This window comes from Bifidobacterium sp. UBA4282 (assembly GCF_002394995.1).
GTDB lineage: Bacteria > Actinomycetota > Actinomycetes > Actinomycetales > Bifidobacteriaceae > Bifidobacterium > Bifidobacterium pullorum_B.
In genome coordinates, this window is sequence record NZ_DGVO01000011.1 from 9,670 (window position 1) to 30,214 (window position 20,545).

General features: G+C 66.4%; 16 protein-coding genes and 1 tRNA gene. 5 read left to right on the top strand and 12 right to left on the bottom strand.

Translation table 11 applies throughout. The features are described from left to right. A partial coding sequence (locus B4C31_RS01180) for an AIR synthase-related protein (RefSeq protein WP_291530999.1) occupies positions 1-471 on the top strand: 471 nt, incomplete at its 5' end. Between the two features lie 15 nt (positions 472-486). Then, positions 487-1,758, top strand: a complete 1,272-nt coding sequence (gene purD, locus B4C31_RS01185; protein ID WP_291531000.1) for a phosphoribosylamine--glycine ligase — start codon at positions 487-489, stop codon at positions 1,756-1,758. A 101-nt stretch (positions 1,759-1,859) separates the two neighbouring features. On the opposite strand, the gene B4C31_RS01190 is transcribed toward purD, so the two are convergent. The 8 genes from B4C31_RS01190 to B4C31_RS01225 form a co-directional block, all read right to left on the bottom strand. Then, positions 1,860-3,260 carry an aldehyde dehydrogenase family protein gene (locus B4C31_RS01190; protein ID WP_291531001.1) on the bottom strand — a complete coding sequence of 467 codons (1,401 nt, stop codon included), beginning with the start codon at positions 3,258-3,260 and terminating at the stop codon, positions 1,860-1,862. A 13-nt stretch (positions 3,261-3,273) separates the two neighbouring features. Then, positions 3,274-4,113 (bottom strand): SDR family oxidoreductase, encoded by an 840-nt coding sequence (locus B4C31_RS01195; protein WP_291531002.1) that lies wholly within the window; start codon positions 4,111-4,113, stop codon positions 3,274-3,276. Between the two features lie 110 nt (positions 4,114-4,223). Then, positions 4,224-6,290, bottom strand: a complete 2,067-nt coding sequence (locus tag B4C31_RS01200) for an LTA synthase family protein (RefSeq protein ID WP_414631820.1) — start codon at positions 6,288-6,290, stop codon at positions 4,224-4,226. 231 nt (positions 6,291-6,521) lie between these two features. Then, a complete protein-coding gene (locus B4C31_RS01205; protein WP_291531003.1) occupies positions 6,522-7,439 on the bottom strand; it encodes a metal ABC transporter solute-binding protein, Zn/Mn family in 918 nt (305 codons plus the stop codon). A 328-nt stretch (positions 7,440-7,767) separates the two neighbouring features. Next, positions 7,768-8,145 (bottom strand): Fur family transcriptional regulator, encoded by a 378-nt coding sequence (locus tag B4C31_RS01210; RefSeq protein WP_033506421.1) that lies wholly within the window; start codon positions 8,143-8,145, stop codon positions 7,768-7,770. A 6-nt stretch (positions 8,146-8,151) separates the two neighbouring features. Beyond that, positions 8,152-9,321, bottom strand: coding sequence for a 5-(carboxyamino)imidazole ribonucleotide synthase (gene purK, locus B4C31_RS01215; RefSeq protein ID WP_291531004.1), 1,170 nt, complete (start codon positions 9,319-9,321; stop codon positions 8,152-8,154). Beyond that, positions 9,305-9,802, bottom strand: a complete 498-nt coding sequence (purE, locus tag B4C31_RS01220; protein ID WP_033506417.1) for a 5-(carboxyamino)imidazole ribonucleotide mutase — start codon at positions 9,800-9,802, stop codon at positions 9,305-9,307. The genes purK and purE overlap by 17 nt, the downstream gene beginning before the upstream one ends. Before the next feature lie 82 nt (positions 9,803-9,884). Then, positions 9,885-10,874 carry a zinc-binding dehydrogenase gene (locus B4C31_RS01225; protein WP_291531005.1) on the bottom strand — a complete coding sequence of 330 codons (990 nt, stop codon included), beginning with the start codon at positions 10,872-10,874 and terminating at the stop codon, positions 9,885-9,887. A gap of 296 nt (positions 10,875-11,170) precedes the next feature. Here B4C31_RS01225 and B4C31_RS01230 point away from each other — a divergent pair, with 296 nt between their 5' ends. Beyond that, positions 11,171-13,102, top strand: coding sequence for a 1-deoxy-D-xylulose-5-phosphate synthase (locus tag B4C31_RS01230; RefSeq protein WP_291531006.1), 1,932 nt, complete (start codon positions 11,171-11,173; stop codon positions 13,100-13,102). Positions 13,103-13,108: 6 nt separating this feature from the next. Here the strand turns inward: B4C31_RS01230 and B4C31_RS01235 are convergent, their stop codons facing one another. Genes B4C31_RS01235 through B4C31_RS01245 form a run of 3 tightly spaced genes read right to left on the bottom strand, consistent with a single transcriptional unit; the run spans position 13,109 to position 16,427 of the window. Beyond that, positions 13,109-14,545, bottom strand: coding sequence for an ABC transporter permease (locus tag B4C31_RS01235; RefSeq protein WP_291531007.1), 1,437 nt, complete (start codon positions 14,543-14,545; stop codon positions 13,109-13,111). Beyond that, positions 14,542-15,717, bottom strand: coding sequence for an ABC transporter permease (locus tag B4C31_RS01240; protein WP_291531008.1), 1,176 nt, complete (start codon positions 15,715-15,717; stop codon positions 14,542-14,544). Before B4C31_RS01240 ends, B4C31_RS01235 begins: the two co-directional genes overlap by 4 nt. A 26-nt stretch (positions 15,718-15,743) precedes the next feature. Then, positions 15,744-16,427 carry an ABC transporter ATP-binding protein gene (locus tag B4C31_RS01245; RefSeq protein ID WP_291531009.1) on the bottom strand — a complete coding sequence of 228 codons (684 nt, stop codon included), beginning with the start codon at positions 16,425-16,427 and terminating at the stop codon, positions 15,744-15,746. Between the two features lie 308 nt (positions 16,428-16,735). On the opposite strand from B4C31_RS01245, the gene B4C31_RS01250 reads away from it, so the two are divergent. Then, positions 16,736-16,808, top strand: a tRNA-Arg gene (locus B4C31_RS01250). Between the two features lie 46 nt (positions 16,809-16,854). After that, the gene (locus tag B4C31_RS01255) at positions 16,855-17,937 is read left to right on the top strand and encodes an ATP-binding protein (RefSeq protein WP_291531010.1); all 1,083 of its coding nucleotides are present in this window, start codon (positions 16,855-16,857) and stop codon (positions 17,935-17,937) included. A 122-nt stretch (positions 17,938-18,059) separates the two neighbouring features. Here the strand turns inward: B4C31_RS01255 and B4C31_RS01260 are convergent, their stop codons facing one another. After that, complete coding sequence (locus B4C31_RS01260; protein ID WP_291531011.1) at positions 18,060-20,339, bottom strand: alpha-L-arabinofuranosidase C-terminal domain-containing protein; 2,280 nt, start codon at positions 20,337-20,339, stop codon at positions 18,060-18,062. Positions 20,340-20,545: the final 206 nt, after the last annotated feature.

Sequence of the window (20,545 nt, forward strand, 5' to 3'; positions counted from 1 at the left end):
AACGGTTTCTCGCTGGTGCGCAAGGCCCTGTTCGAGCAGGCCGGCTACACGGTGGACACCACGCTGGACGAGCTGGATGGCAAAACGCTCGGCGAGGTGCTGCTGGAGCCGACCCGCATCTACGTCAAGGCCTTGAAGCCGCTGTTCCAGGCCGGTGTGGTCAAGGGCGTGGCGCATATCACCGGCGGCGGGTTCATCGAGAACATCCCGCGCATGATCCCCGATGGCCTGGCCACCCGCATCGAGCTGGGCTCCTGGCCCGTGCCGCCGATCTTCGATGTGATCGAGCGTGCGGGGAACGTGGAGCACACGGAGATGTTCAATATCTTCAACATGGGCGTGGGCATGGTACTGGCCGTGGCCGCCGACCGCGCCGACGAGGCGATGGCGCTGCTCTCCGGCAACGACGAACCCGCCTACCGCATCGGCGCCGTGGTGCGCAAAACCGTGGACGACGTGGAACTGGCCTAGGTTTTTTGAGGAGGTATGACTATGAAGGTTCTGGTTATCGGCTCGGGTGCCCGTGAGCATGCCATCGCCCATGCGCTGCTGCGTGGCGGCAGCGTCGACGAGGTGACCGTGGCCCCCGGCAATCCGGGCATGGAGCTCGACGGCATCCGCACCCAGCGGATCAACCCGTCGAACCACGCGGCCATGATCGACTTCGTCAAGGACAACGGATACGACTGGGTGTTCGTCGGCCCCGAGGTGCCGCTGATCGAGGGCATCGTCGACGATTTCGAGGAAGCCGGCATCAAGGCGTTCGGCCCGACCAAGGCCGCCGCGCAGATCGAGGGCTCCAAGGACTTCGCCAAGCGTCTGATGGCGCGTCACAATATCCCCACCGCCCAGTACCGCACCTTCGACGAGCTCGAACCGGCGGAGGCGTACGTGCGCGAGCATGGCGCGCCGATTGTGATCAAGGCGGACGGCCTGGCGGCGGGCAAGGGCGTGACGGTGGCGATGGACGAGGCCACCGCGCTGCACGCGTTGGAGGACATCTTCGTCGATCACCGTTTCGGTTCGGCCGGCGCCAAGGTGGTGATCGAGGACTTCCTGGAGGGTCAGGAGTTCTCGCTGATGAGCTTCGTGCACGGCACCGACTTCTGGCCGATGCCGATCTCCCAGGACCACAAGCGCGCCTATGACAACGACGAGGGTCCGAACACCGGCGGCATGGGCGCCTACAGCCCGGTGCCGCAGATCGGCCAGGATGTGGTCGACGCCGCCATCGAGACGATCGTGCGCCCGACCGTGGAGGCCATGGCCGCCGAGGGCACGCCGTTCACCGGCATCCTGTACGCGGGCCTGATCGCCACCGCCGACGGCCCGAAGGTCATCGAGTTCAACGCCCGCTTCGGCGACCCGGAGACCGAGGTCGTGCTGCCGAAGCTGACCAGCGACCTGGCCGCCGGCGTCGACGCGATCCTCAACGGCGGCGTGCCCGAGTTCACGTGGGATGAGGACCATGCCACCCTGGGCGTGGTGCTGGCCGCCGACGGCTACCCGAACAACGTGATCAAGGGCGCCGCGATCCCGCAGATCCCGGTGGACGAGTCCAGCCATGTGTACTACGCCGGCGTATCCTCCACCGAGCATGGCGGCCTGATGGCCTCCTCCGGCCGCGTGCTGCTCGTCGAGACCACCGCCAACGACCTCAAGGCCGCGCAGGACAAGGTGTATGCCATCATCGACAAGCTCGACACCTCGGGCATGTTCTACCGTCACGACATCGGCGCCAAGGCGCTGAACGCCTAACCCGCCCTCGTGCCTATCTTTTGATTGAGCCCTTAGAAGACACGTCCCGAATCGGGAATATCTTCTAAGGGCTCAAATGTTACAGAAGAGCCGTACGCCGTCTACACCAGCTTGCCGATGATCGCGATCAGCTTCTGGCGCAGATCGTTGAACGGCGGGTAGATGAACTGGAGCGTGTCCGGGAACAGCGGCTTGGAGATCACGGTCTTCTTGTGGCTGAAGACGCGGAAACCCTCCTTGCCGTGATAGGCGCCCATGCCCGATTCGCCGGTGCCGCCGAACGGCAGTCGGCTGGAGATCAGATGCCCCAGCGGCAGCGAGTAGCCGATCGCGCCGGCGTTCACGTCGCGCTCGAACACGCCGCGCGTCTTCAGATTGCGCGAGAACACGTAGGCTGCCAGCGGACGGCTGCGCGCGTTGATGAACTCGATCGCCTCGCGGGCGTCCTGCACCACGATCACCGGCAGGATGGGGCCGAAGATCTCCTCCCCCATCACCGGGGCGTCCGGCGAGGTGCCGAACAGCACGGTCGGTGCGATGTACCGGTCGGCGCGGTCGGTCTGCCCGCCGCAGACGATCTGGCCGGCGGGATCGTCCGCGTCGCCCTCCTGCGGCAGCAGCCGGGACAGCCGGTCGAAATGACGCTCGTTGATGATGCGGGCGAAGCTGTGCGAGGCCTGCGGATCCTCGCCGTAGAACTCGGTGACAGCCAGGGCGATGCGCTCGGCCAGCACCTGGGCCACATCCGGCGTGGCCAGCACGTAGTCCGGAGCCACGCAGGTCTGGCCGGCGTTGGTGAACTTGCCCCAGGCGATGCGTCGGGCCGCGGCGGCCAGGCTCACGGTGCCGTCGACGAAGCACGGCGATTTGCCGCCCAGTTCCAGCGTAACCGGGGTCAGGTGCTCGGAGGCGGCCTTCATGACGATGCGGCCGACGCGTCCGCCGCCGGTATAGAAGATATGGTCGAACGGCTCGGCCAGCAGGTTCGTGGTCTCCTCCGGGCCGCCTTCGACGACGGCGATGGCGCTGGTGTCCATGTACCGTTCGATCAGTTCGGCGGTCAGATGGGAGATATGCGGCGAGAGTTCCGACGGTTTCAGGCAGACCGCGTTGCCGGCGGCGATGGCGTCGACCATCGGTTCCAGCGACAGCAGCAGCGGGTAGTTCCACGGCGAGATGACCAGGACCACGCCCTTGGGCTCGTTGATGGTCCAGCCGACGGCGGGCTGTAGTAGCCAGTGCATCGGCTTGGGGTGCCGTGCCGACCACCAGCGCATGCGGCGGCGGACGAAGTTCGCCTCGCTCAGTACCAGGTCGATCTCCATCAGCAGCGTCTCCGAGGCGGGCTTGCCCAGATCCGCGGCGACCGCGTCGATGATGGCCTGCTTGTTCTCGGCGATCATGCGGCGCAGCGCATTGAGCTGGCCGCGGCGCCACGCCAGCGGCTTGGTGACGCCGGTGGTGTAGGCGTCACGCAGTCGGTTGAATACCTCATGGGTCATGGTGAACGACTCCTTATTCCTTGCGGCCGGTGAAATGGTCCATGCCTTCGTTCAGCCCGAAGATGCCGTAGATCGGGTCGGCGATCTTGGGCGGCAGCGCGGCCACGAATCCGGCCACGGCGGCGAACGGCGGCATGATCAGGCGTTCACGCCCCTTGGCCACGGCCTCCACGATCCTGTCCGCCACGGCCTGCTCCTTGAGGATCGGCAGCAGCAGCGGGAACTTGGTGGTCACGCCCTCGAACATGCCGGTGTCGATGTAGTACGGGCAGACGGTGAGCGTGCGGATGTGCGAGCCGGCCTTCTTCAGTTCGCTGCGCAGCGAGTTCGTGAAGCCGACGGCCGCGAACTTGCTGGCCGCATAATCGGTCTGACGGGCCACGGCCACGATGCCGGCCGCCGAGGCCACGGTGACGATCGCCGCGCGCTGCTGTTTCTTGAGCGCCGGCATGAACGCCTTGGTGGTCCAGAACAGGCTCAGCACGTTCACGGCGAAAGTGCGGCGGATCTGCTGTTCGGTCAGGTCCTCGAACGGTGCACCGGAGACGACGCCGGCGTTGTTGATCAGCACGTTGACGCGGCCCAATGCCTCGATGGTTTCGGCCGCGGCCCGCTGCACGGCCGCGTTGTCGGTCACGTCCACGGTGAACGCGATGGCCTTCGGGTCGGCCGGATCGGCGCCCATCTGCGCGTTGGCCATGTCGGCCGTGGTCCGGGCGGCTTCGCCGTTGATGTCCCAGATCGCCACGCGCCCGCCTTCCTCGACGATGCGTAGCGCCATCAGCCGTCCGATGCCCGAGCCCGCGCCGGTGATCACCACGCAGGCGCCCGCATAATACTGGTTCGCTTTCATGACCGCTCCTCCTTTGCAACAGTGCCGAAACTATGCATGATGCCGACCGGAACGGCCGGTCGGCATCATCCTTACTATGTATCGTAACGCGTCACGTCACGGGACAGCGTCTAACGTTGGGGCGCGTCCATGAATCCGAGGTCCTTCAGGTAGCCATCACCGGCGGTGACGTCGTACTGGATGAGTTTGTAGTCCTCCAGCAGCTGCCGGGTCGCGACGTCCATCTCGTCCTCGACCATCGGGTTGCCGTCGGCGTCCAGGTAGATCAGCTGGCCTTCCGGGATGCGGGACCAGCCCTGGATGTTGTTCACCACCGGCGGTTCCATGGCACTGACATGCTCGTGCATCTGCGTCAGGAATGCCAGGAACGGCGAGACCTTGGCGTTCATATGTTCGGCGGCCTGCGCGATGAAGTAGTTCGGCGAGGTGTAGTCGCTGTTCTCGTTCTTCGTGCCCTGGCTGCTTGAGGCCTTGTTGGACCAGATGAAGTAGTCGGTCAGGTGCAGGGCCAGCGAGTTGTTCTGGTCCTCGCCGGCGGTCGAATAGATGCCGGGCAGGTGGTCGCCATAGAACACCACGGTGATCGGCTTGTCTATGGCGTCGAGTTCGTCCAGGAATTCCGCCGTAGCCTTGTCGGAAAGCGAGACGCCCTTGGCGTAGGTCTCGATCTCCCGGGTCTCGTCTTCGGTCAGCGGTTCGGTGCCGTCCGTGTTGGTCACCGTGAACTCGTTATCGGTGTACCAGTCGTTGTACGGCATGTGGTTCTGCATCGTGACGACGGAGATGAACTGGTTCGTGTCGGTCGAAGAGACCTCGTCCAGCACGCTTTGGTACGTCGCCTCGTCGGACACGTACGGCGAGGTGCCGATCTTGTCCTGATGCGCGATGACGTCGTCGCCCTCCAGCGTGTAGAAGTGCGAGAACCCGAACTTCCGGTAGTTGGTGGCGCGAGAGTACATCGACGGCTCGTACGGGTGGAACCCCAGCGAGTTCTCCGAATCGCCCCACATCTGGTTGACGCTGGTGGTCCACCGCTGGTTGGGCACCAACTGCTGGTACGGGCTGGTCAGCGACGAGTTGAAGTTCGCCATGCTCATGCCGGTCAGGCTCATGTATTCCAGGTTGGCGGTGCCGCCGCCGTAGCCGGAGGAGAGCATCAGGCCGCCGGTGGTTCCCTCGCGGATCGCGTCGACCTCCGGGATCGCCTCCTGGTTCAGTTCGATGCCGGGCACGCGCGAGGGGTCGGAGAACGATTCGTTGAGCACGAAGATCACGGTGCTCTCGTCCAGGTATTCGGTGCGGGTCTTGTTCATCGCGTCCGCCGCGTCGGCGTATCGGGCGGCGACCTCGCGCATCGTCTCCTCGCTGTAGCCTTCCGGCTCGTCCATGACCTTCGGATTGAGCTGGCGAACGAACGCCACGACCGGACCGTTGCGCTGCGCGTCATACACGGAATCCCACATCGAGGGGATGTCGCCCAGCGCCGAGGAGAACACGTTCGCCCAGGAGCCGACGGTACCCACGTGCATGGTGTACACGCCGAGGAACAGGGCCGGGCACAGGATCAGCAGCAGTCGGGCCGCCGCGGCCATACCCGGGTTGGCGGCGCGGATCATGCGTCCGTGACGGGCGTCGATGCGGTTGAGCCCCACGCACAGCGCCACGATCGCCGCGAACACCGCCACGGCGCCCAGCACCACCCATTGCCATCCGGCCGGCACGAAACTCATCAGGTTGCCGGTGTTCGACCCTAGGAATCCCAGGTCCGACGGCAGGATCGCCTCATACCGGATGCCGATCTTGAAATGCTCGATGACCGCGATGACGATCGCCACCGCCAACAGCACCGGCGTGGCGATCCAGAAGCGGTTGATCAGCATCAGCAGCACCATGTAGATGACGCCGACCAGGATCATGTTGAGCACCAGCACGAAGTTGGCCTTGGCGAACATCTTCACAATCAGGTCGCCCAGCCCCACCAGCGGGCTGGAAAGCTCCACGCGCGTGCTGGACATCGTCACGCCCCATTGCAGGATGGCGACCGCCGCGAAGTCGAACACCAAGAACAACACCGCGTACAGCCACCCGGGGAATGGCCTGTGCTGACGTTTCGTCCGCGGCTGCGCGCGTTTGATGTCCAGTTCCTCGATGTCGGCCATGTCTGTAGCCTCACTCATATCCTGCACCATGGGGTTCGTGCCCGCTCCTTCCTTGACGCATACAGCCACCATTGTGGACACGGCACGCGTGTCTTCCAAGTCGGCGGACGGTTTCTTTACGATTGTTTCCAAACCATACGATAGTAGACGCCGCCGCGGTCATCGCACCGGGTTCACCCTGAAGATTCCCTGATTCTTCCCCGATTGTTCGGGGGTCTCCGCAGCCGCCCCGCTCCGGGTTCCGCCGTGTCAGTCCAGCAGATCACGGATCCGATCGACCAGCGTTCCCATCCACGCCACCACATCGTCGCATCCGTCGGGCAGCTGCTCCCCCACCTCCAGCACGGGCACATCCGCGGCCCGGGCCGCGTCGGACAGCTGACCGCCAGCGGCGTCGCCATGCTGGCTGTTGACCACCAGCAACCGGGCGTCGCCTTCCGCCAGCAGGTCAGTGAACGCCTTGAGGTCGGCGGGTCCGGGCTCGCTCTCGTTCGACACCGCCTGCAGGTACCCCTGCGGCGTGACGTCCTCCATCCCCAGATCCTCGAACAGGTATGCGGCAACCGACTCGGTGGCCGCATACGGCGCGGACGCCGAAGACTCGCGGATGGCGGCGATGTCGTCGTCCAGCTGCCGCTCGCGCTCCTGCCACTGGGCATTCAGCCGCCGGTAGTCGTCCGCGTGTTCGGGGTCGGCGGCGACGTAGGCGTCGGTGATCGCATCGGCGGCGACCGTTCTGGCTTGCGCGGAGAACCACAGGTGCGGGTTGTCGCCTTCCTCGACCCCCGCCAACGCGCCGACGTCGATCGTTTCGACGTCGGCGCTCCGTGCCGCGGTGCACGCCCAGGTGTCGTATCCCGCGCCGTTGACGACGGCGATGTCCGCCGACGAGATGCCCGCGATGTCGGCGGTCGTCGGTTCGTAGTCGTGGGGATCGGCCGCGGCGTTGGCGATCGCCGACGTCACCACGACATGTTCGCCGCCGAGCGCCTGGGCCATCGTGCCCCATTGGCTGACCGACGCGGCGACGTCCAGCGTGCCGCCATCGGCGGATCGGGACGCCGGGGTGCAGGCGGTGAACGCGACGGCCGACAGTGCGGCGGCCAGCACCGCGCCGATGCGGCGGGCATGGCGGCGGAGGGTGCGGGAGTGGCGGAACGATGACATGCTGTGGTCCTTTCTGCGGTTCCTGTCTGGATTCATGCCCATACCCTATCACATATTGATAATCATTTTCAATAAGAGTGTCGCAAGACACCCCGCAACCATCGCTTCGACCCACACTTCATCGGAACTTCGCCGATTCGCGGCATTCCCCGCAGCCATCGGCCCATCGTCGAGCATGCGAGCCGTCATCGGCGCGGCCGCCCTCCCATGGCCGCATCAGGCCCCATCTCGACATATGCGAAACCGGCGGAACTGACGCGTAACGTCCATCCCGCCGGCGGAGACGATCAGTTATACAGACCGGCCACATTCGGCCAGCTATACACGGTCAGCGGCAATCGGGGCACAGGCCGAACACCTCAAGCGTGTGCGATTCGACCGTGAACCCGTGGGCGTCGGCGATGCCGCGCAACCACGATTCGCTGGGTGGCTCGATCTCCACGGTTCTGCCGCATCTGACGCACACCAGATGGTGATGATGCCCGTCGTCTCCGCACAGCCGGAACAGCTGCTGGCCGTCCAGCCGGATCGTATCGGCCAGGCCGGCGTCGGCGAGCGCGTTGAGCTGCCGGTACACCGTGGCCAGCCCGATATGCGTGCCGTGCTCCTCCAGCCAGCGGTGCAGGTCCTGCGCGGAGATGAATTCGTCGTTCTCGCGCAGGGCCTCGCGGATGGCGTCCTTCTGCCGGGTCTGCCGCTGCACCATGACCGGTTACCTCAGATCATCCCAGCAGCCGGTGGATTCCAGAGCGTCCACACAGGCGGCCGTGTCATCGGTCAGCACGGTGATGTGACCCATCTTGCGGTCCTGCTTGACCTGGGCCTTGCCGTAGTCGTGCACGTTCCATTCGGGATGCTCGCCGATCAGCGCGCGGGTCGGTGCCACATGCTGGCCGAGTACGTTGACCATCACCGCCGGGCTGAGCAGCTTGGGCTGCGGCAGCGGCCAGCCGGCGATGCCGCGGATGTGCGCGTCGAACTGGTCGATCGAGCAGGCCTCGATGGTGTAATGCCCGGAGTTGTGCGGACGCGGGGCCAGCTCGTTGACCAGCACCCGGCCGCCCCGGGTCACGAACAGTTCGATGGCCAGCGTGCCGGCGAGCTTGAAGCCGTCGGCCAGCGTCCGGGCGAGTTCATGTGCCCTGGCGGCCACCTCGTCGGGCACCTCGGCCGGCGCGATGGTCATGTGCAGGATGTTGTTCCGGTGCACGTTGCGTACGATCGGGAAGGTGACATACCGCTCGCCGTCGCCGGAGACGAGGATCGAGGCCTCGAACGCGAAGTCCACGAAGCCTTCCAGGATCGCCGGCGGGAAGCCGTCGTCAGCCCAGACGCGTTCCAGGTCGGCGGCGGAGCGCAGCACGATCTGGCCGTGGCCGTCATAGCCACCCTCGCAGGTCTTGAGGACCGCCGGGTATCCGATCTCGTCCAATGCCGCCTGCAGGTCGGCGCGGGAGTTCACCGCCCGCCACGGCGCGGTGGCGATGCCGTGGTCGTTGATGAAGCTCTTCTCGGCGATGCGGTTCTGCGTCACGCGCAGCAGGTCCGTGCCCTGCGGCACCGCGCACTGCCCCTCGCCGGAGCCGCGCACCTCGTCGAGCGCATCGGCGTCCACGTTCTCGAACTCGTAGGTGAGCACGTCGCTCTTGGCGGCGAGTTCGCGGATGGCGGTCTTGTCGTCATACGCGGCGACGATCTGGAAATCGCCGACCTGCGCGGTCGGGCAGTTCGGGGTTGGGTCGAGTACGCCGACGCGGAAGCCCATGTACTTGGCGGACAGGGCCATCATGCGGCCCAGCTGGCCGCCGCCGACGATGCCGATGGTGGCACCGGGCATCAGACGCGTGACCGCGCCGCGGGTTTCCTCAGACAAGCTGGGCATTGGATTCGGCCACCTTCTCCTTGAGTCCGTCACGGTACGACTGCAGCTTGCCGGCCAACTCCTCGTCGGTGGTCGACAGGATGCTCACGGCCAGCAGACCGGCGTTGGTGGCGCCGGACTTGCCGATGGCGGTGGTGGCCACCGGGATGCCGCCGGGCATCTGCACGATCGACAGCAGGGAATCCCAGCCGGACAGGGCGTGGGACTGCACCGGCACGCCGATGACCGGCAACGTGGTCTGCGCGGCGACCATGCCGGGCAGATGGGCGGCGCCGCCGGCACCGGCGATGATGACCTTCAGGCCGTTGGCGCGGGCGTTGTGCGCAAACTCGGCCATAAGCTCGGGCGTGCGATGCGCGGAGATCACCTGCTTCATGTACGGCACGCCAAACTGGTCGAGCATCGCGCACGCATGCTTCATGGTCTCCCAGTCGCTTGACGATCCCATAATGACCGCAACCTGCGGTGTCACATCTGCCATATCAGCCTCCCGAAATCAGTGGCAAAGAATACGACCCACTCTAGCGGCGGGCGGGGTCAAGCTTGAGCGGCCGCGGCCGACATCACATGCGCAGTACCAGTTTGCCGAAGACGTCGCCGGCGGTCATGCGGGCGAACGCCGCGGGCGCCTCGGCCATCGGGTAGGCCGCGTCAATCACCGGATGCAGGTCGGCGTGCTCGACGAAGCGCAGCAGTCGGGCGAAATCCTCACGGCTGCCCATCGTGTTGCCCTGCACGCGGATGTCCTGGAAGAACACGCGGGTCAGTTCGGCGCCGGGCTGATCACCAGTGGTCGCCCCGCAGATCGCGATTGTGCCGCCGGGCCGCACCGACTTGACCGAATGGCTCCAGGTGGCCGCCCCCACCGATTCGATGACGGCGTCGACCTTGCGCGGCAGGCGGGCTCCGGACTCGAATGCGGCGTCGGCGCCAAGCTCCAGTGCCTTGGCACGCTTGGCTTCGCAACGCGAGGTGACGAACACCTCCAGCCCCGCCGCGTGGGCCAGCTGGATCGCCGCGGTGGACACACCACCGCCCGCGCCCTGGACGAGGATCGTGTCGCCGGGCTTGACGTTCGCGGCCGTGAACACCAGCGAGTAGGCGGTCAGCCAGCTCGTACCGAGGGCGGCTGCCTCGTCCATCGTCAGGTTCGCGGGCTTGGCGAACACGTTCGCGCTGGGCACCGCGGTCTTCTCGGCCATCGTGCCCGGATAGTACTCGGACAGGATCGTGCGGCGCTCCCCCGGCATGACGCCGTAGCCATCATTGCCCACAAACGTGTACAGCACCACCTCGCTGCCGGCCTTGAGCCCGTGCCGGCCGGGGATGTCCTCGTCGAGGATGCCGGCGGCGTCGGTGCCGAGGATCATCGGGGTCTGGGATTCCGCCAGTCCCACGCCCTGGAGGCTCCACAGGTCGTGATGGTTGACGGTCGCCGCCTTCACGGACACCGTGGACCAGTACGGGCGCGGCTCCGGCTCCGGCATGTCGCGGACGTCCAGCACGGACAGCGGATTATCATAGTTGATTCCTGCGGCGATTACGGCCCTCATCGGCACTCCTTGCAACGGCGGACGGTTCCATCTGCCATTGTGCGCGGACGACGGGACTGCCAGGCCGCGGCGAACGACCGACGGACACGGCCGCAGCCCGCAGCTTGGATGGACGGCGGCAGATGTGAATCACGGCCGGGCGTCGGGCCATGCGGGCACGGGGCACGCCCATGCGGCACGACACGCCAGACACCCCCTGATACGGAGAACTCGGGGACATTTCCGGACGCGACGCGTGTGTTCCCTCACCGTCGTCTACAATTTCGCCGGTACTCATCGGGAGAAGGAGTGTGTGCATGAATGGCGAACTGTTGGGACGAATCGGATCCCCGGCCGATGTGAAAGCCCTGGATCCCGACGAACTCCCGCAGCTGTGCGCCGACATCCGCTCCACGCTCGTCGCCTACGGCAAGGCCCATGGGGGGCATATCGGATCCAACCTGGGGGTGGTCGAACTCACCGTGGCGCTCCACCGCGTCTTCGACTCGCCCCGCGACCGCATCGTCTTCGATGTCTCGCACCAGAGCTACGTGCACAAGATGCTCACCGGCCGTGCCCAGGCCTACCTGGATCCCGCGCGTTACGACGAGGTGACCGGTTTCACGAACCCCGAGGAGAGCGAGCACGACCAGTTCGTGCTCGGCCACACCGGTACCTCGATCTCGCTGGCCTGCGGCCTAGCCAAGACCCGCGACATGATGGGCGGCCTCAACGGCGGCAGCGGCATCAGCAACGTGATCGCCGTCATCGGCGACGGCTCGCTCAGCTCGGCCATCGCGTTCGAGGGACTGAACAACGCCGCCGAGCAGGGCGGCAACCTCATCATCATCGTCAACGACAACGAGATGTCGATCGCCGAGGACTTCGGCGGCATGTACGGGCCGCTGGCCCGGCTGCGCGAATCGGGCGGCACCGCCGAGCCCAATCTGTTCCACGCCTTCGGACTGGACTACCGCTACGTCGAGGACGGCAACGACGTGGCCGCGCTCGTGGAGGCACTCGAACAGGTCAGGGACATCGACCATCCGATCGTCCTGCATGTGCACACGCTCAAGGGGTTGGGGTTGGACGCCGAGGACGCGGCCGCCGGGCTCGTTGAGGGCCGCTGCGAGGCGAACCATTGGCAGGACCCCGTCTCCGCCGCCGACAAGTTGCCCGGGGCCCGTAAGTATTACGGCGAGATGGCGATGCGGGCGTTGGAGGAGCGGTTCGCCACGGAGCCGGGCTTGGTCGTCATCTCCCCCGCCACCCCTGGGTCGAACGGCATCACCCGGGCGTTCCGAGAGCGTGCCGGCGCGCACTACGTGGACACCGGCATCGCGGAGGAGCATGCGGTAGCCTTCGCCTCCGGCATCGCCAAGGCCGGTGGGCGTCCGGTGCTGGCCACGTCGGCCACGTTCTTCCAGCGCACCTACGACCAGCTGCAGCAGGAGCTGGCCTTGAACCATACGCCGGCCACGCTGCTCGTGTTCGGCGCCGGCATCTCCGACGCCGACAACACGCATTCGGGCGCGTTCGACATCGCGATGATGGCCAACATCCCGAACCTGGTATGTCTGGCACCCACCAGCGGCGAGGAGTTCCTGCGGATGCTTGCCTGGTCGACCAGCGCGGAGAACCACGATCCGGTCGTCATCCGCGTGCCGGGCGACATGATCCTGGACGGGGAGCGCGAAGGCCATTACCCGGCGTTCCGGGCCGACGAACGCCCCGAATCGTTCACCTTCATCGGGCAACGCAGCGACCTGTCCACGCCCCCGGCGCCGGATTGCCCGTGGAACCGGTACCGGATCAGCCATCTGGGATCAGAGGTCGCCCTGATCGGCCTCGGCGATGCCTATCGGATCGCCGAACAGGTCGCGGCCGAGCTGACCTGGGACCCGAAGAATCCGATCGACGCCACACTCATCGACCCGCGGCGGTATGACGCGTTGGACTACCGGACGTTGGACGCGATCGCCGCCGGGCACCGCATCGTCGCCACCATCGAGGACGGTCAGCTGGACGGCGGTTGGGGCGAGAAGATCACTGCATACTACGCCTCGCTGCCGTCGCTGTCCCGGGACCGGCAGACCCACTATCGTGCGACCGTCACGCCGCAGCATGTGCTCAACTTCGGCGCGGACAAGGAGTTCACCGACCGGGTCCCCGTGCTGCAGCTGCGCGGTCGGTACGATCTGACCTCCTGGCACATCGTGGACCGCATCCGCACCGCGCTGACGTCATGACGCTGATCACGTCGTGTTCCTAATCGCGTCCAGCGCGGGAATCCGCACGGCGCGGTTCGCGGGCTGGAAGCCCGACAGCAGGCCGATCGCGGTGGAGAATGCGAGCGCGAACAGATACAGCCACCACGGGATCACTGATACGCGCGCCGCCTCCCCGCCGCCGACCAGGGCCGTGACGATGCCCTGCACGTCTATGCCGCCGAACGCTATCAGGTTGATGGCCACCGACGCGACCGCGCTGATGACGCACCCAATCGCGCCGCCGATGCACCCGATCGCGCCGGCCTCGCCCAGAAACATGATGCGGATGTCGCGCACCGTGCAGCCCAGCGATTTCATGATGCCGATTTCGCGGGTGCGTTCGGTGACGGACATGACCATGGTGTTGGCGATGCCGATGGCTGCGACGAGCAGCGACACCGCGCCGATGCCGCCGAGGATCAGTTGGATGGCGCGCGACTGCTCCTCCAGGCTCTCGCGCATCTGGCGCACCGACGAGGTGCCGAACCCCAAAGCGCGAATCTGATCCTCCACCTCGCCCACCTGCGCCATGTCCGTGACCTTGACCAGTACCTGGTCGTAGGTGGAGGCGCGCGCGGACGAGGGGTCGGCGTCGCGGATGAGCTGTTTCAAGTCGTCGAGCGGCAGGATCAGGCCGCTGGACGTGGCGTCGCCCTTGTTGTAGTCCTCCTTAAGGATGCCCACCGGCGTCAGCGCGGTCTCCAGCGGAGACTCCGCCGCCGCGTCGCCCGCCATCATGCCCTCGGCCGACAGCAGGCCGTTGAACGAGGGGCCGGTGACCAAGGTGAGCGGCGTGGTCAGCGGGTCGAAGAACGGATCGGGGTCGTCGGCGACCTCACGGCACGTCCCGGTGGACTCGTCGGCCACGCACATGCCGCCGGAGCCGCGCGAATGATAGCGCATGCTGTCCTCGCCGGCACGGAACCGGTCCGTGAAATCGTAGGCGGTATATTCGCCGAGCAGCGCCTCGCCGGAGCGCAGCGGGGCGCGGCCCTCCAGAAGCATGTACCCCATGGCGTCGAGCTGGGTAGTATCGATGCCCATGACCTGCACATAGTCGACCACGTAACGATCTCCGCCTCCCGCCTTCAACGAGACGGTGTACGGCATTGAAGCCATCGGGGTGACGCCCGCCACCTGCGGGATCGAACGGAATTCCTCGATGGCCTGGTCATCAAGCGCAGTCGGCTTGTCGTCGGTTCCACCGCCGGCGCCCGAACCGCCCTTGTACACGGTGATGATGCTCAGATCACCCATCGATTCCAACATGCGCTCGTTCTGCTCGTTGATGCCGGCGCCCAGGGACACCATCAGCACGATGGAGCAGCAACCTACCACGACGCCAAGCACGGTCAGCACGGTACGCGACTTGCGGCGTAGCAGATTCTGCCGGCACAGCCGCAGGATGTCGGCGAATCTCATCGCCGCGCCCCATCGGAGTCGTCGATGATGACCTGCGTCCGATCGCCATCGGCAGACGTCCCGCCGCCGAGGCGGGTCCCGTCGCCGGATGCGACGCCATCCAGGGCGCCGGCCTCAGGCTCCTCGCCATCCCAGTCGGCCCAGTCTCCATCATCCGTCTGGCGGGCCGCATGCCGCGCGCGGCGCCGGCGCGCCAGCACCACGCCCAACACCACGACCAGCACGACCAACACCGCTCCCCCGGCGATCCACGCCCACAGCGGTGCCGCCGGCTCGGGCTCAGGTTCCAGGTCCATACCCTCGCCAGTGTCGGGGATGCTCTCGCCGACGTTGAGCGTGATCGGGAAGTCTCGGGTCTTCGCCTCGCCGTTGGGATCCTCATAGCTGATATGCAGCGTCGCGTTCACCTCGCCGGCGGCCAGCGGGGTGAACGCGAAGCCGACGGACCCGGTGCCGCCCGAGGACACATTGCCCAGGTACTGGCTGGGCACGGCGCTTTCGATGCCCTCGCCCTCGATGCTCGCCTCGACGTTGGCGACATCGCCCTTGCCCTTGTTCACGTAGGCCATCGTCACGGTGGCCTCCTCGCCGGCATACGCCGATTCGGGGAGTACGGGGTCGTTGATCTGGAAGCGGTCGGGCTGGACCACCGGCACCGCGATTCTGATGTCGCTTGAGCCGGTGCTGCGCACGCCGGCATCCACGTATTCGTACCGGAATCCGACCGTCACGCCGTGCGCGCCGCTGGTGGCGCTGCCCAACGCCTGCATCGGCACGCTCTGGGTGAGCGAATACCCGGCGTCGAGCCAATCGACGTAGAACGTGTTGGTGCCCCCGGCGATCGAGAAGCTGTCGCCGCCGTCGACCGTGACCACCATGTTCTGCACCGCAACGCGGCCCATGTTCTGGAACGTGTACCCCAGCGTGAAATCGCCGCCGACTGTGGCGGGGGCGTCGCCGTAGGTGAAGTTGGTGATGATGACGTTCGGGACAGGCCCCGCCGCCGACGCGACGGGGGCGGTCGTGGCGGTGTCCGCCGCCGGGTCGTCGTCCGCGTGGGCGAGCGGTACCGGCAGCAACGCCACGATCAGCGCGAGCACCGACGCGATCAGCGCGATCCATGCGGCGGCCGCGACCGGCGGGACCGCGCGGTGGGATGCGGATTGCTTCATGATAGTGGTCCTTCCTCGGGTCCTGTTCAATGGGTGTTCAGGGTGTCGTCGACGATGCGGCCGTCGAGCAGCGTCACGATACGATCCGCGTAGCGCGCCATGTGGTCGTCATGCGTGACCAGCACGATGGTCTGGCGGCGCGCATGCGCGAAGGTGCAGATCATCTCCATCACCTCGACCTTGGTTTTCGAATCGAGGTTGCCGGTAGGCTCGTCGGCGAACACGACCTGCGGGCCGGCGATGAAGGCACGTGCGATGCCCACGCGCTGCTGCTGTCCACCCGACATCTGCGCGGGGTAATGGGTCACGCGCCCCTTGAGGCCCACGCGCTCCAGCATGGCGCGTGCAGCCCGCTCACGCCGTTCCCGAGGCACGCCGCGAAACATCAGCGGCATCGCCACGTTCTCGATGGCGTTCAGTGTGGGCAGTAGGTTGTACGACTGGAATACGAAGCCCAGATGCCGTTGCCGGAACACCGCGAGCTCACGCTCGTCCAACGACGAGACGGGAACTCCGCCGATGCGCACCACGCCGCGCGTCGGCTTCTCCAGACCGGCCAACTGGTTCAGCAACGTCGATTTGCCCGACCCGGACTCGCCGAAAATGCAGCAGATCTGGCCGCGGGGCACGGCCAGGTCGACGCGGTCGAGCGCGACCACCGTCTCATCGCCCACCGGGTATACCTTCCGCAGACCGCGCACATCGATCATCGGCCCATGTCGTCGCGCCCGTACCGAGTCGGGAACCGAAGCGACCCGCGCGCGCTCATTGCCGGATGGTGAGGTCATCCGCTCCCCCTGTCTACGCCGCCGCTGGCGCGGCGCCGTGCGTTTGAACGGCCCGACTGGGCCCGCATCCGGAACATCACAACAATGTTTCCCCGGAGTATACCAATATCGCTCGGGTTACACCACCCCAAAGGGGGGTACTGCGATCCTGGAGGTCTCGGGAATCGCTCCACGAACGGGCCGGCGGCCCGCGGCGCAAATCCACGTGATATAGTGGTGCGTTGGTTTCAGCCTCCGTAGCTCAGTGGATAGAGCGACATCCTTCTAAGTTGGCGGTCGCCGGTTCGAATCCGGCCGGAGGCACCGGACGCCGTTGCGATGTGTCGCATCGCAACGGTAGACTGCAGTCATGGGGACCACGCAGGAATCCCGGCCACAGGAGACCGGAGACGCCAATCAGGCACAGCACGATCCGAATCATGCCGGTACCGCTTCCGATACGCAATCCAGCACCGAGCCAACGCTGTCGTTCAACGAGCTCCAATCCGCATGCGAACAATCAGGTCTCGCCCTGGATGACGTCCTGACGGAACGCCTCAGACGGTGCACATCCGAGGCAGACCCCGCGAACGCCGCGCTGCTGCTGTCCGACCAATGCCCGTTCTCCACGACCTGTGTCAGGTTCGCCAACGATTCCAAGGACACGATCATCGGCAAATCCGTGATTACAGGCTCCCTGCCCCGCCAGATCCGCGAGGCCGAAGCGTTCCTGGAAGCCGACGGCACCGATACCGCCTGGCCGCCGAACGCCGTGCACGAGGCGTTGGCCAACGCCATGCTCCATCGCGATTATCAGTATTCCGGGCCGACGATCGTCAACCGGTTCCCCTCGCGCATCGAGATCATCTCCCTAGGCGGCCTGGTTTCCGGATTGAGTAGCGACGACCTGCTCAACGGAATCTGCCAGTCGCGCAACCCGGAACTTGCAAACGCATTCGCTCTGCTGGGCTGGAGCCAGAACTGCGGCGCGGGCATCCAACGCATCATGGACGCCTATGCGGACGCGTCGGACTACCCCCAGCTGCGCGTCGGCCCGGGATCGGTCGCGGTCGTCCTGCCGATCACCTCACGTCTGCATCTGTCCACCGACGACGACGCCCAGACCGCGGCACAGCCGGCGCCGGCTCCCACCGCCAAACGCTACACATTTCCCGCTGTGTCCGGCGAGACGGCGGGCCCGACGAACACAGCCGGGCCGAATATCGTCTGGCTGGTGGCGCCGGCCCCTGCGTCCGCAAGCCCTGCGGCCTCATTGGAGGCCATGACGCTGCGGCTGCTGGCCACAGCGGGATTGCCGCTCTCCCGCACCGAGATCGAGACCACACTGCAACTGGACAAGAACCGCAGCACCCGCGTACTGCGCAACCTGGAACAGCAGGGCAAGGTCGTCCGGCAGGGGCGTTCCCGCGCCACGCGATATCGCCTCGCCTGATCCGGCACGGCAGCCCCGCCACGCTCCTGACGCCGACTTCACCCGCGCAGCGTCGGACCGGTCTTTCCTCGACCGGCGAGGTCTGGGTGACACGGGGCGCCGCCCGTCCGGCGTCGGACCGGTCATCCCACCGTGACAAGCGTGATGCTGTATGGTTTGACGGCTATGGCCACATGCACCTGGGCCGAGGACAGCCGGTATTCGCTCACCTCATGCCGGATATCGCCCCGGACGGTCCCCGTGTATTCCAGCGACCGCTTGTCCTGCGGCCGGCCGTGCAGGGTCTCGACGCGCAACGTCGGCATCCGCCGCGCCGAACCGCCCAACGCCCGCAGCCCCGATGACACGTCGAGCGTGACCTGCACCGGATCCTCGCCAACGTTCACCAGCTTGATATATCGCCGCGACCCCTGATCGCCCGTGGCCGACACGAACAGCCGTTTGGGCGCCTCCGGGCTGACCGAGCACGCGTAGGCCAACGACCCCACGTTGGCGGAGAACAGCCGCTGCACCTCATAGTTCACGGTCGGGTTGACGTGCGCGGGGTTGAATTCGATGAGGTTCTGCTCCCACCCCTTGCCGGGGATATGCGCCAGCAGCGGGGCGTATGAGGTCATGCGCACCACGTCGCTGTTGCGCTCGCAGCCGGTGAGGAACGCGGCCTCGGCGAGCGCCGACCGCCATTGGCAGGCCGTGGCGTAGCGTTGCGGCTGTCCGGCGAAGTAGCCGTTGGCCGAGTATTCGCCGAAGCAGACGCCCGCCCCGCAGCGCGGGTAGTCGTCGAAGCGATGGGCCTGTGCGATGAACCAGTCGGGTGAATGGTAGGAGTGTTCGTCCACGATGATGGCGTCGCCGGTGGCAGATCCGACGGCCGCGACGATGGTCTCCGGCTTGTCCTCGACGCCTGTGTCCCCATCCGTTTGCCCGGATGCGGTGTCCCCGGCACCGGCGGCGTCGCCGATGGCGGCGGCCACGCGGGCGACGCTGCGCGCGTGCTCCCAGCTGCGGCGCATCGGCAGCGCGAACGGGAACAGCCCCGCGCTCATCACGCACAGCATGGAGGGGTCCTTGGCGTGGATGGCGCGTGCGATGGCGTCGTATTTGGCCACGTAGTCGGCGCCGTAGTTCTCGTTGCCGATGCCGATCATATCCAATCCGAACGGTTCGGGATGCCCCATATCCGCCCGGATGCGGGCCCACTCGCTCGTCTCGGGGTCGCCGTTGGCGAAATCGATGAGGTCTAGGTAATCCTGCACGACCACATCGCGGAAGTATGGCGAATCGATATCGATATGCCGCGGATCGCGGTACGGCGACTGGCAGGTGATGCCGGCGAACAGCGTCGGCAACGGTTTGGCGTCAAGGTCCTCGCACAGGCAGAAGTACTCGTAGAATCCGATCTGGTAGCTCTGCGCGTAGCTGGACCCGTCCGGCGTGCGGAACCCCCACATGCTGTACTGCTGGCGGCGGGCCGGCAGCGCGCCCACCGTGTCCTTCCACCGGTATTCGTTGCCCGGGGTCACCCCCTCCACGATGCAGCCGCCGGGGAACCGGATGAAGGAGGGCTTCAACGCGGCGATCGCCTCCACCAGGTCGCGCCGCAGCCTGCCGAACCACCACTTGGGGTCGCCCTTGCCCCAGTACTCGGCATCCATCAGCGTCACGCAGTCCATATCGCAGACCACGGGCTCGACGTCGCGGCGGATCAGGTCGATACGCAGCTTGCCGTACTCGGTTCCCCGCCCTTGCAGGGAGGCGGTCAGCAGATGCCAGTCGTCCGCTTCCCGGCGGACCGAGGCCCGCGGATCACGTGCCGACACCGTGGCGGCCGATGCCGACGCATTGCACCGGAACGTCGCGGCATCCGTGAGCGGCAGCCCGTACCGGTCCACCACCGACACGCGGATATCGCAGTCGCCGGCGACGGGGCGCAGGACCATCGAGAACTCATACCCATGTCCCTTTACGATCGACATCGCGCAGGCATGGGCGTTCGCGCCGCCGCCGTTGTACCCCAGGTTCTCCGCCCGGGCGGACGCCGATTCGATGCCATGCCCGCCGTGCACGGACAGGCGCGCATACCGGCTGTGCGGATGCACCGGGGGCGCCGGACAATCGGTGGATACGGGACGTCCGTGTTCGTCGGGCCGTTGCGTGCCGCAGCTGACGGCCGACAGCCCCTCGAACTGCCAGAACCGCAGCGGATCGGATTGGGCGCGCCACCGCTGCGATCCCTGCACGCGAAGGCTGTGATGGTCGAGGTACACGCCGTCGAAACTGTAGTTGTTCACCATATTGGCGTTCAGGCCGCCGTCGGCCCCCAGATTGATGTCCTCGAAGAACACCCCGTACAGCCGATCGCTTACCGCATGCGTCGGCTCGCCCACCGTCACCGTCACCATATTCCTATTATCCCTCCGGACACTCCCGGCCCCCGCGGCACACCGCATCCGACACGATACGTCGTATCGGGGCCCATGCCCCTGCGGGGTACGTAGGCCCGGACGGCGGGCACCGCCGAACACCGCGAATTCACCCGATGTTCATCCGGGGTTCGGTTCACCGCCCCCGCATGCTCACCCGAGGGCGATACGCTGGCCCCGTCCGC

What these genes read in the sequence shown, in the direction of transcription:
- purK (WP_291531004.1), bottom strand. Translation starts at nt 9,321, where the DNA reads ATGCCCAGCTTGTCTGAGGAAACCCGCGGCGCGGTCACGCGTCTGATG.
- B4C31_RS01235 (WP_291531007.1), bottom strand. Translation starts at nt 14,545, where the DNA reads ATGAGATTCGCCGACATCCTGCGGCTGTGCCGGCAGAATCTGCTACGC.
- B4C31_RS01210 (WP_033506421.1), bottom strand. Translation starts at nt 8,145, where the DNA reads ATGGTGCAGCGGCAGACCCGGCAGAAGGACGCCATCCGCGAGGCCCTG.
- B4C31_RS01205 (WP_291531003.1), bottom strand. Translation starts at nt 7,439, where the DNA reads ATGTCATCGTTCCGCCACTCCCGCACCCTCCGCCGCCATGCCCGCCGC.
- purD (WP_291531000.1), top strand. Translation starts at nt 487, where the DNA reads ATGACTATGAAGGTTCTGGTTATCGGCTCGGGTGCCCGTGAGCATGCC.
- B4C31_RS01245 (WP_291531009.1), bottom strand. Translation starts at nt 16,427, where the DNA reads ATGATCGATGTGCGCGGTCTGCGGAAGGTATACCCGGTGGGCGATGAG.
- purE (WP_033506417.1), bottom strand. Translation starts at nt 9,802, where the DNA reads ATGGCAGATGTGACACCGCAGGTTGCGGTCATTATGGGATCGTCAAGC.
- B4C31_RS01240 (WP_291531008.1), bottom strand. Translation starts at nt 15,717, where the DNA reads ATGAAGCAATCCGCATCCCACCGCGCGGTCCCGCCGGTCGCGGCCGCC.
- B4C31_RS01225 (WP_291531005.1), bottom strand. Translation starts at nt 10,874, where the DNA reads ATGAGGGCCGTAATCGCCGCAGGAATCAACTATGATAATCCGCTGTCC.
- B4C31_RS01255 (WP_291531010.1), top strand. Translation starts at nt 16,855, where the DNA reads ATGGGGACCACGCAGGAATCCCGGCCACAGGAGACCGGAGACGCCAAT.
- B4C31_RS01200 (WP_414631820.1), bottom strand. Translation starts at nt 6,290, where the DNA reads ATGAGTGAGGCTACAGACATGGCCGACATCGAGGAACTGGACATCAAA.
- B4C31_RS01195 (WP_291531002.1), bottom strand. Translation starts at nt 4,113, where the DNA reads ATGAAAGCGAACCAGTATTATGCGGGCGCCTGCGTGGTGATCACCGGC.
- B4C31_RS01230 (WP_291531006.1), top strand. Translation starts at nt 11,171, where the DNA reads ATGAATGGCGAACTGTTGGGACGAATCGGATCCCCGGCCGATGTGAAA.
- B4C31_RS01260 (WP_291531011.1), bottom strand. Translation starts at nt 20,339, where the DNA reads ATGGTGACGGTGACGGTGGGCGAGCCGACGCATGCGGTAAGCGATCGG.
- B4C31_RS01190 (WP_291531001.1), bottom strand. Translation starts at nt 3,260, where the DNA reads ATGACCCATGAGGTATTCAACCGACTGCGTGACGCCTACACCACCGGC.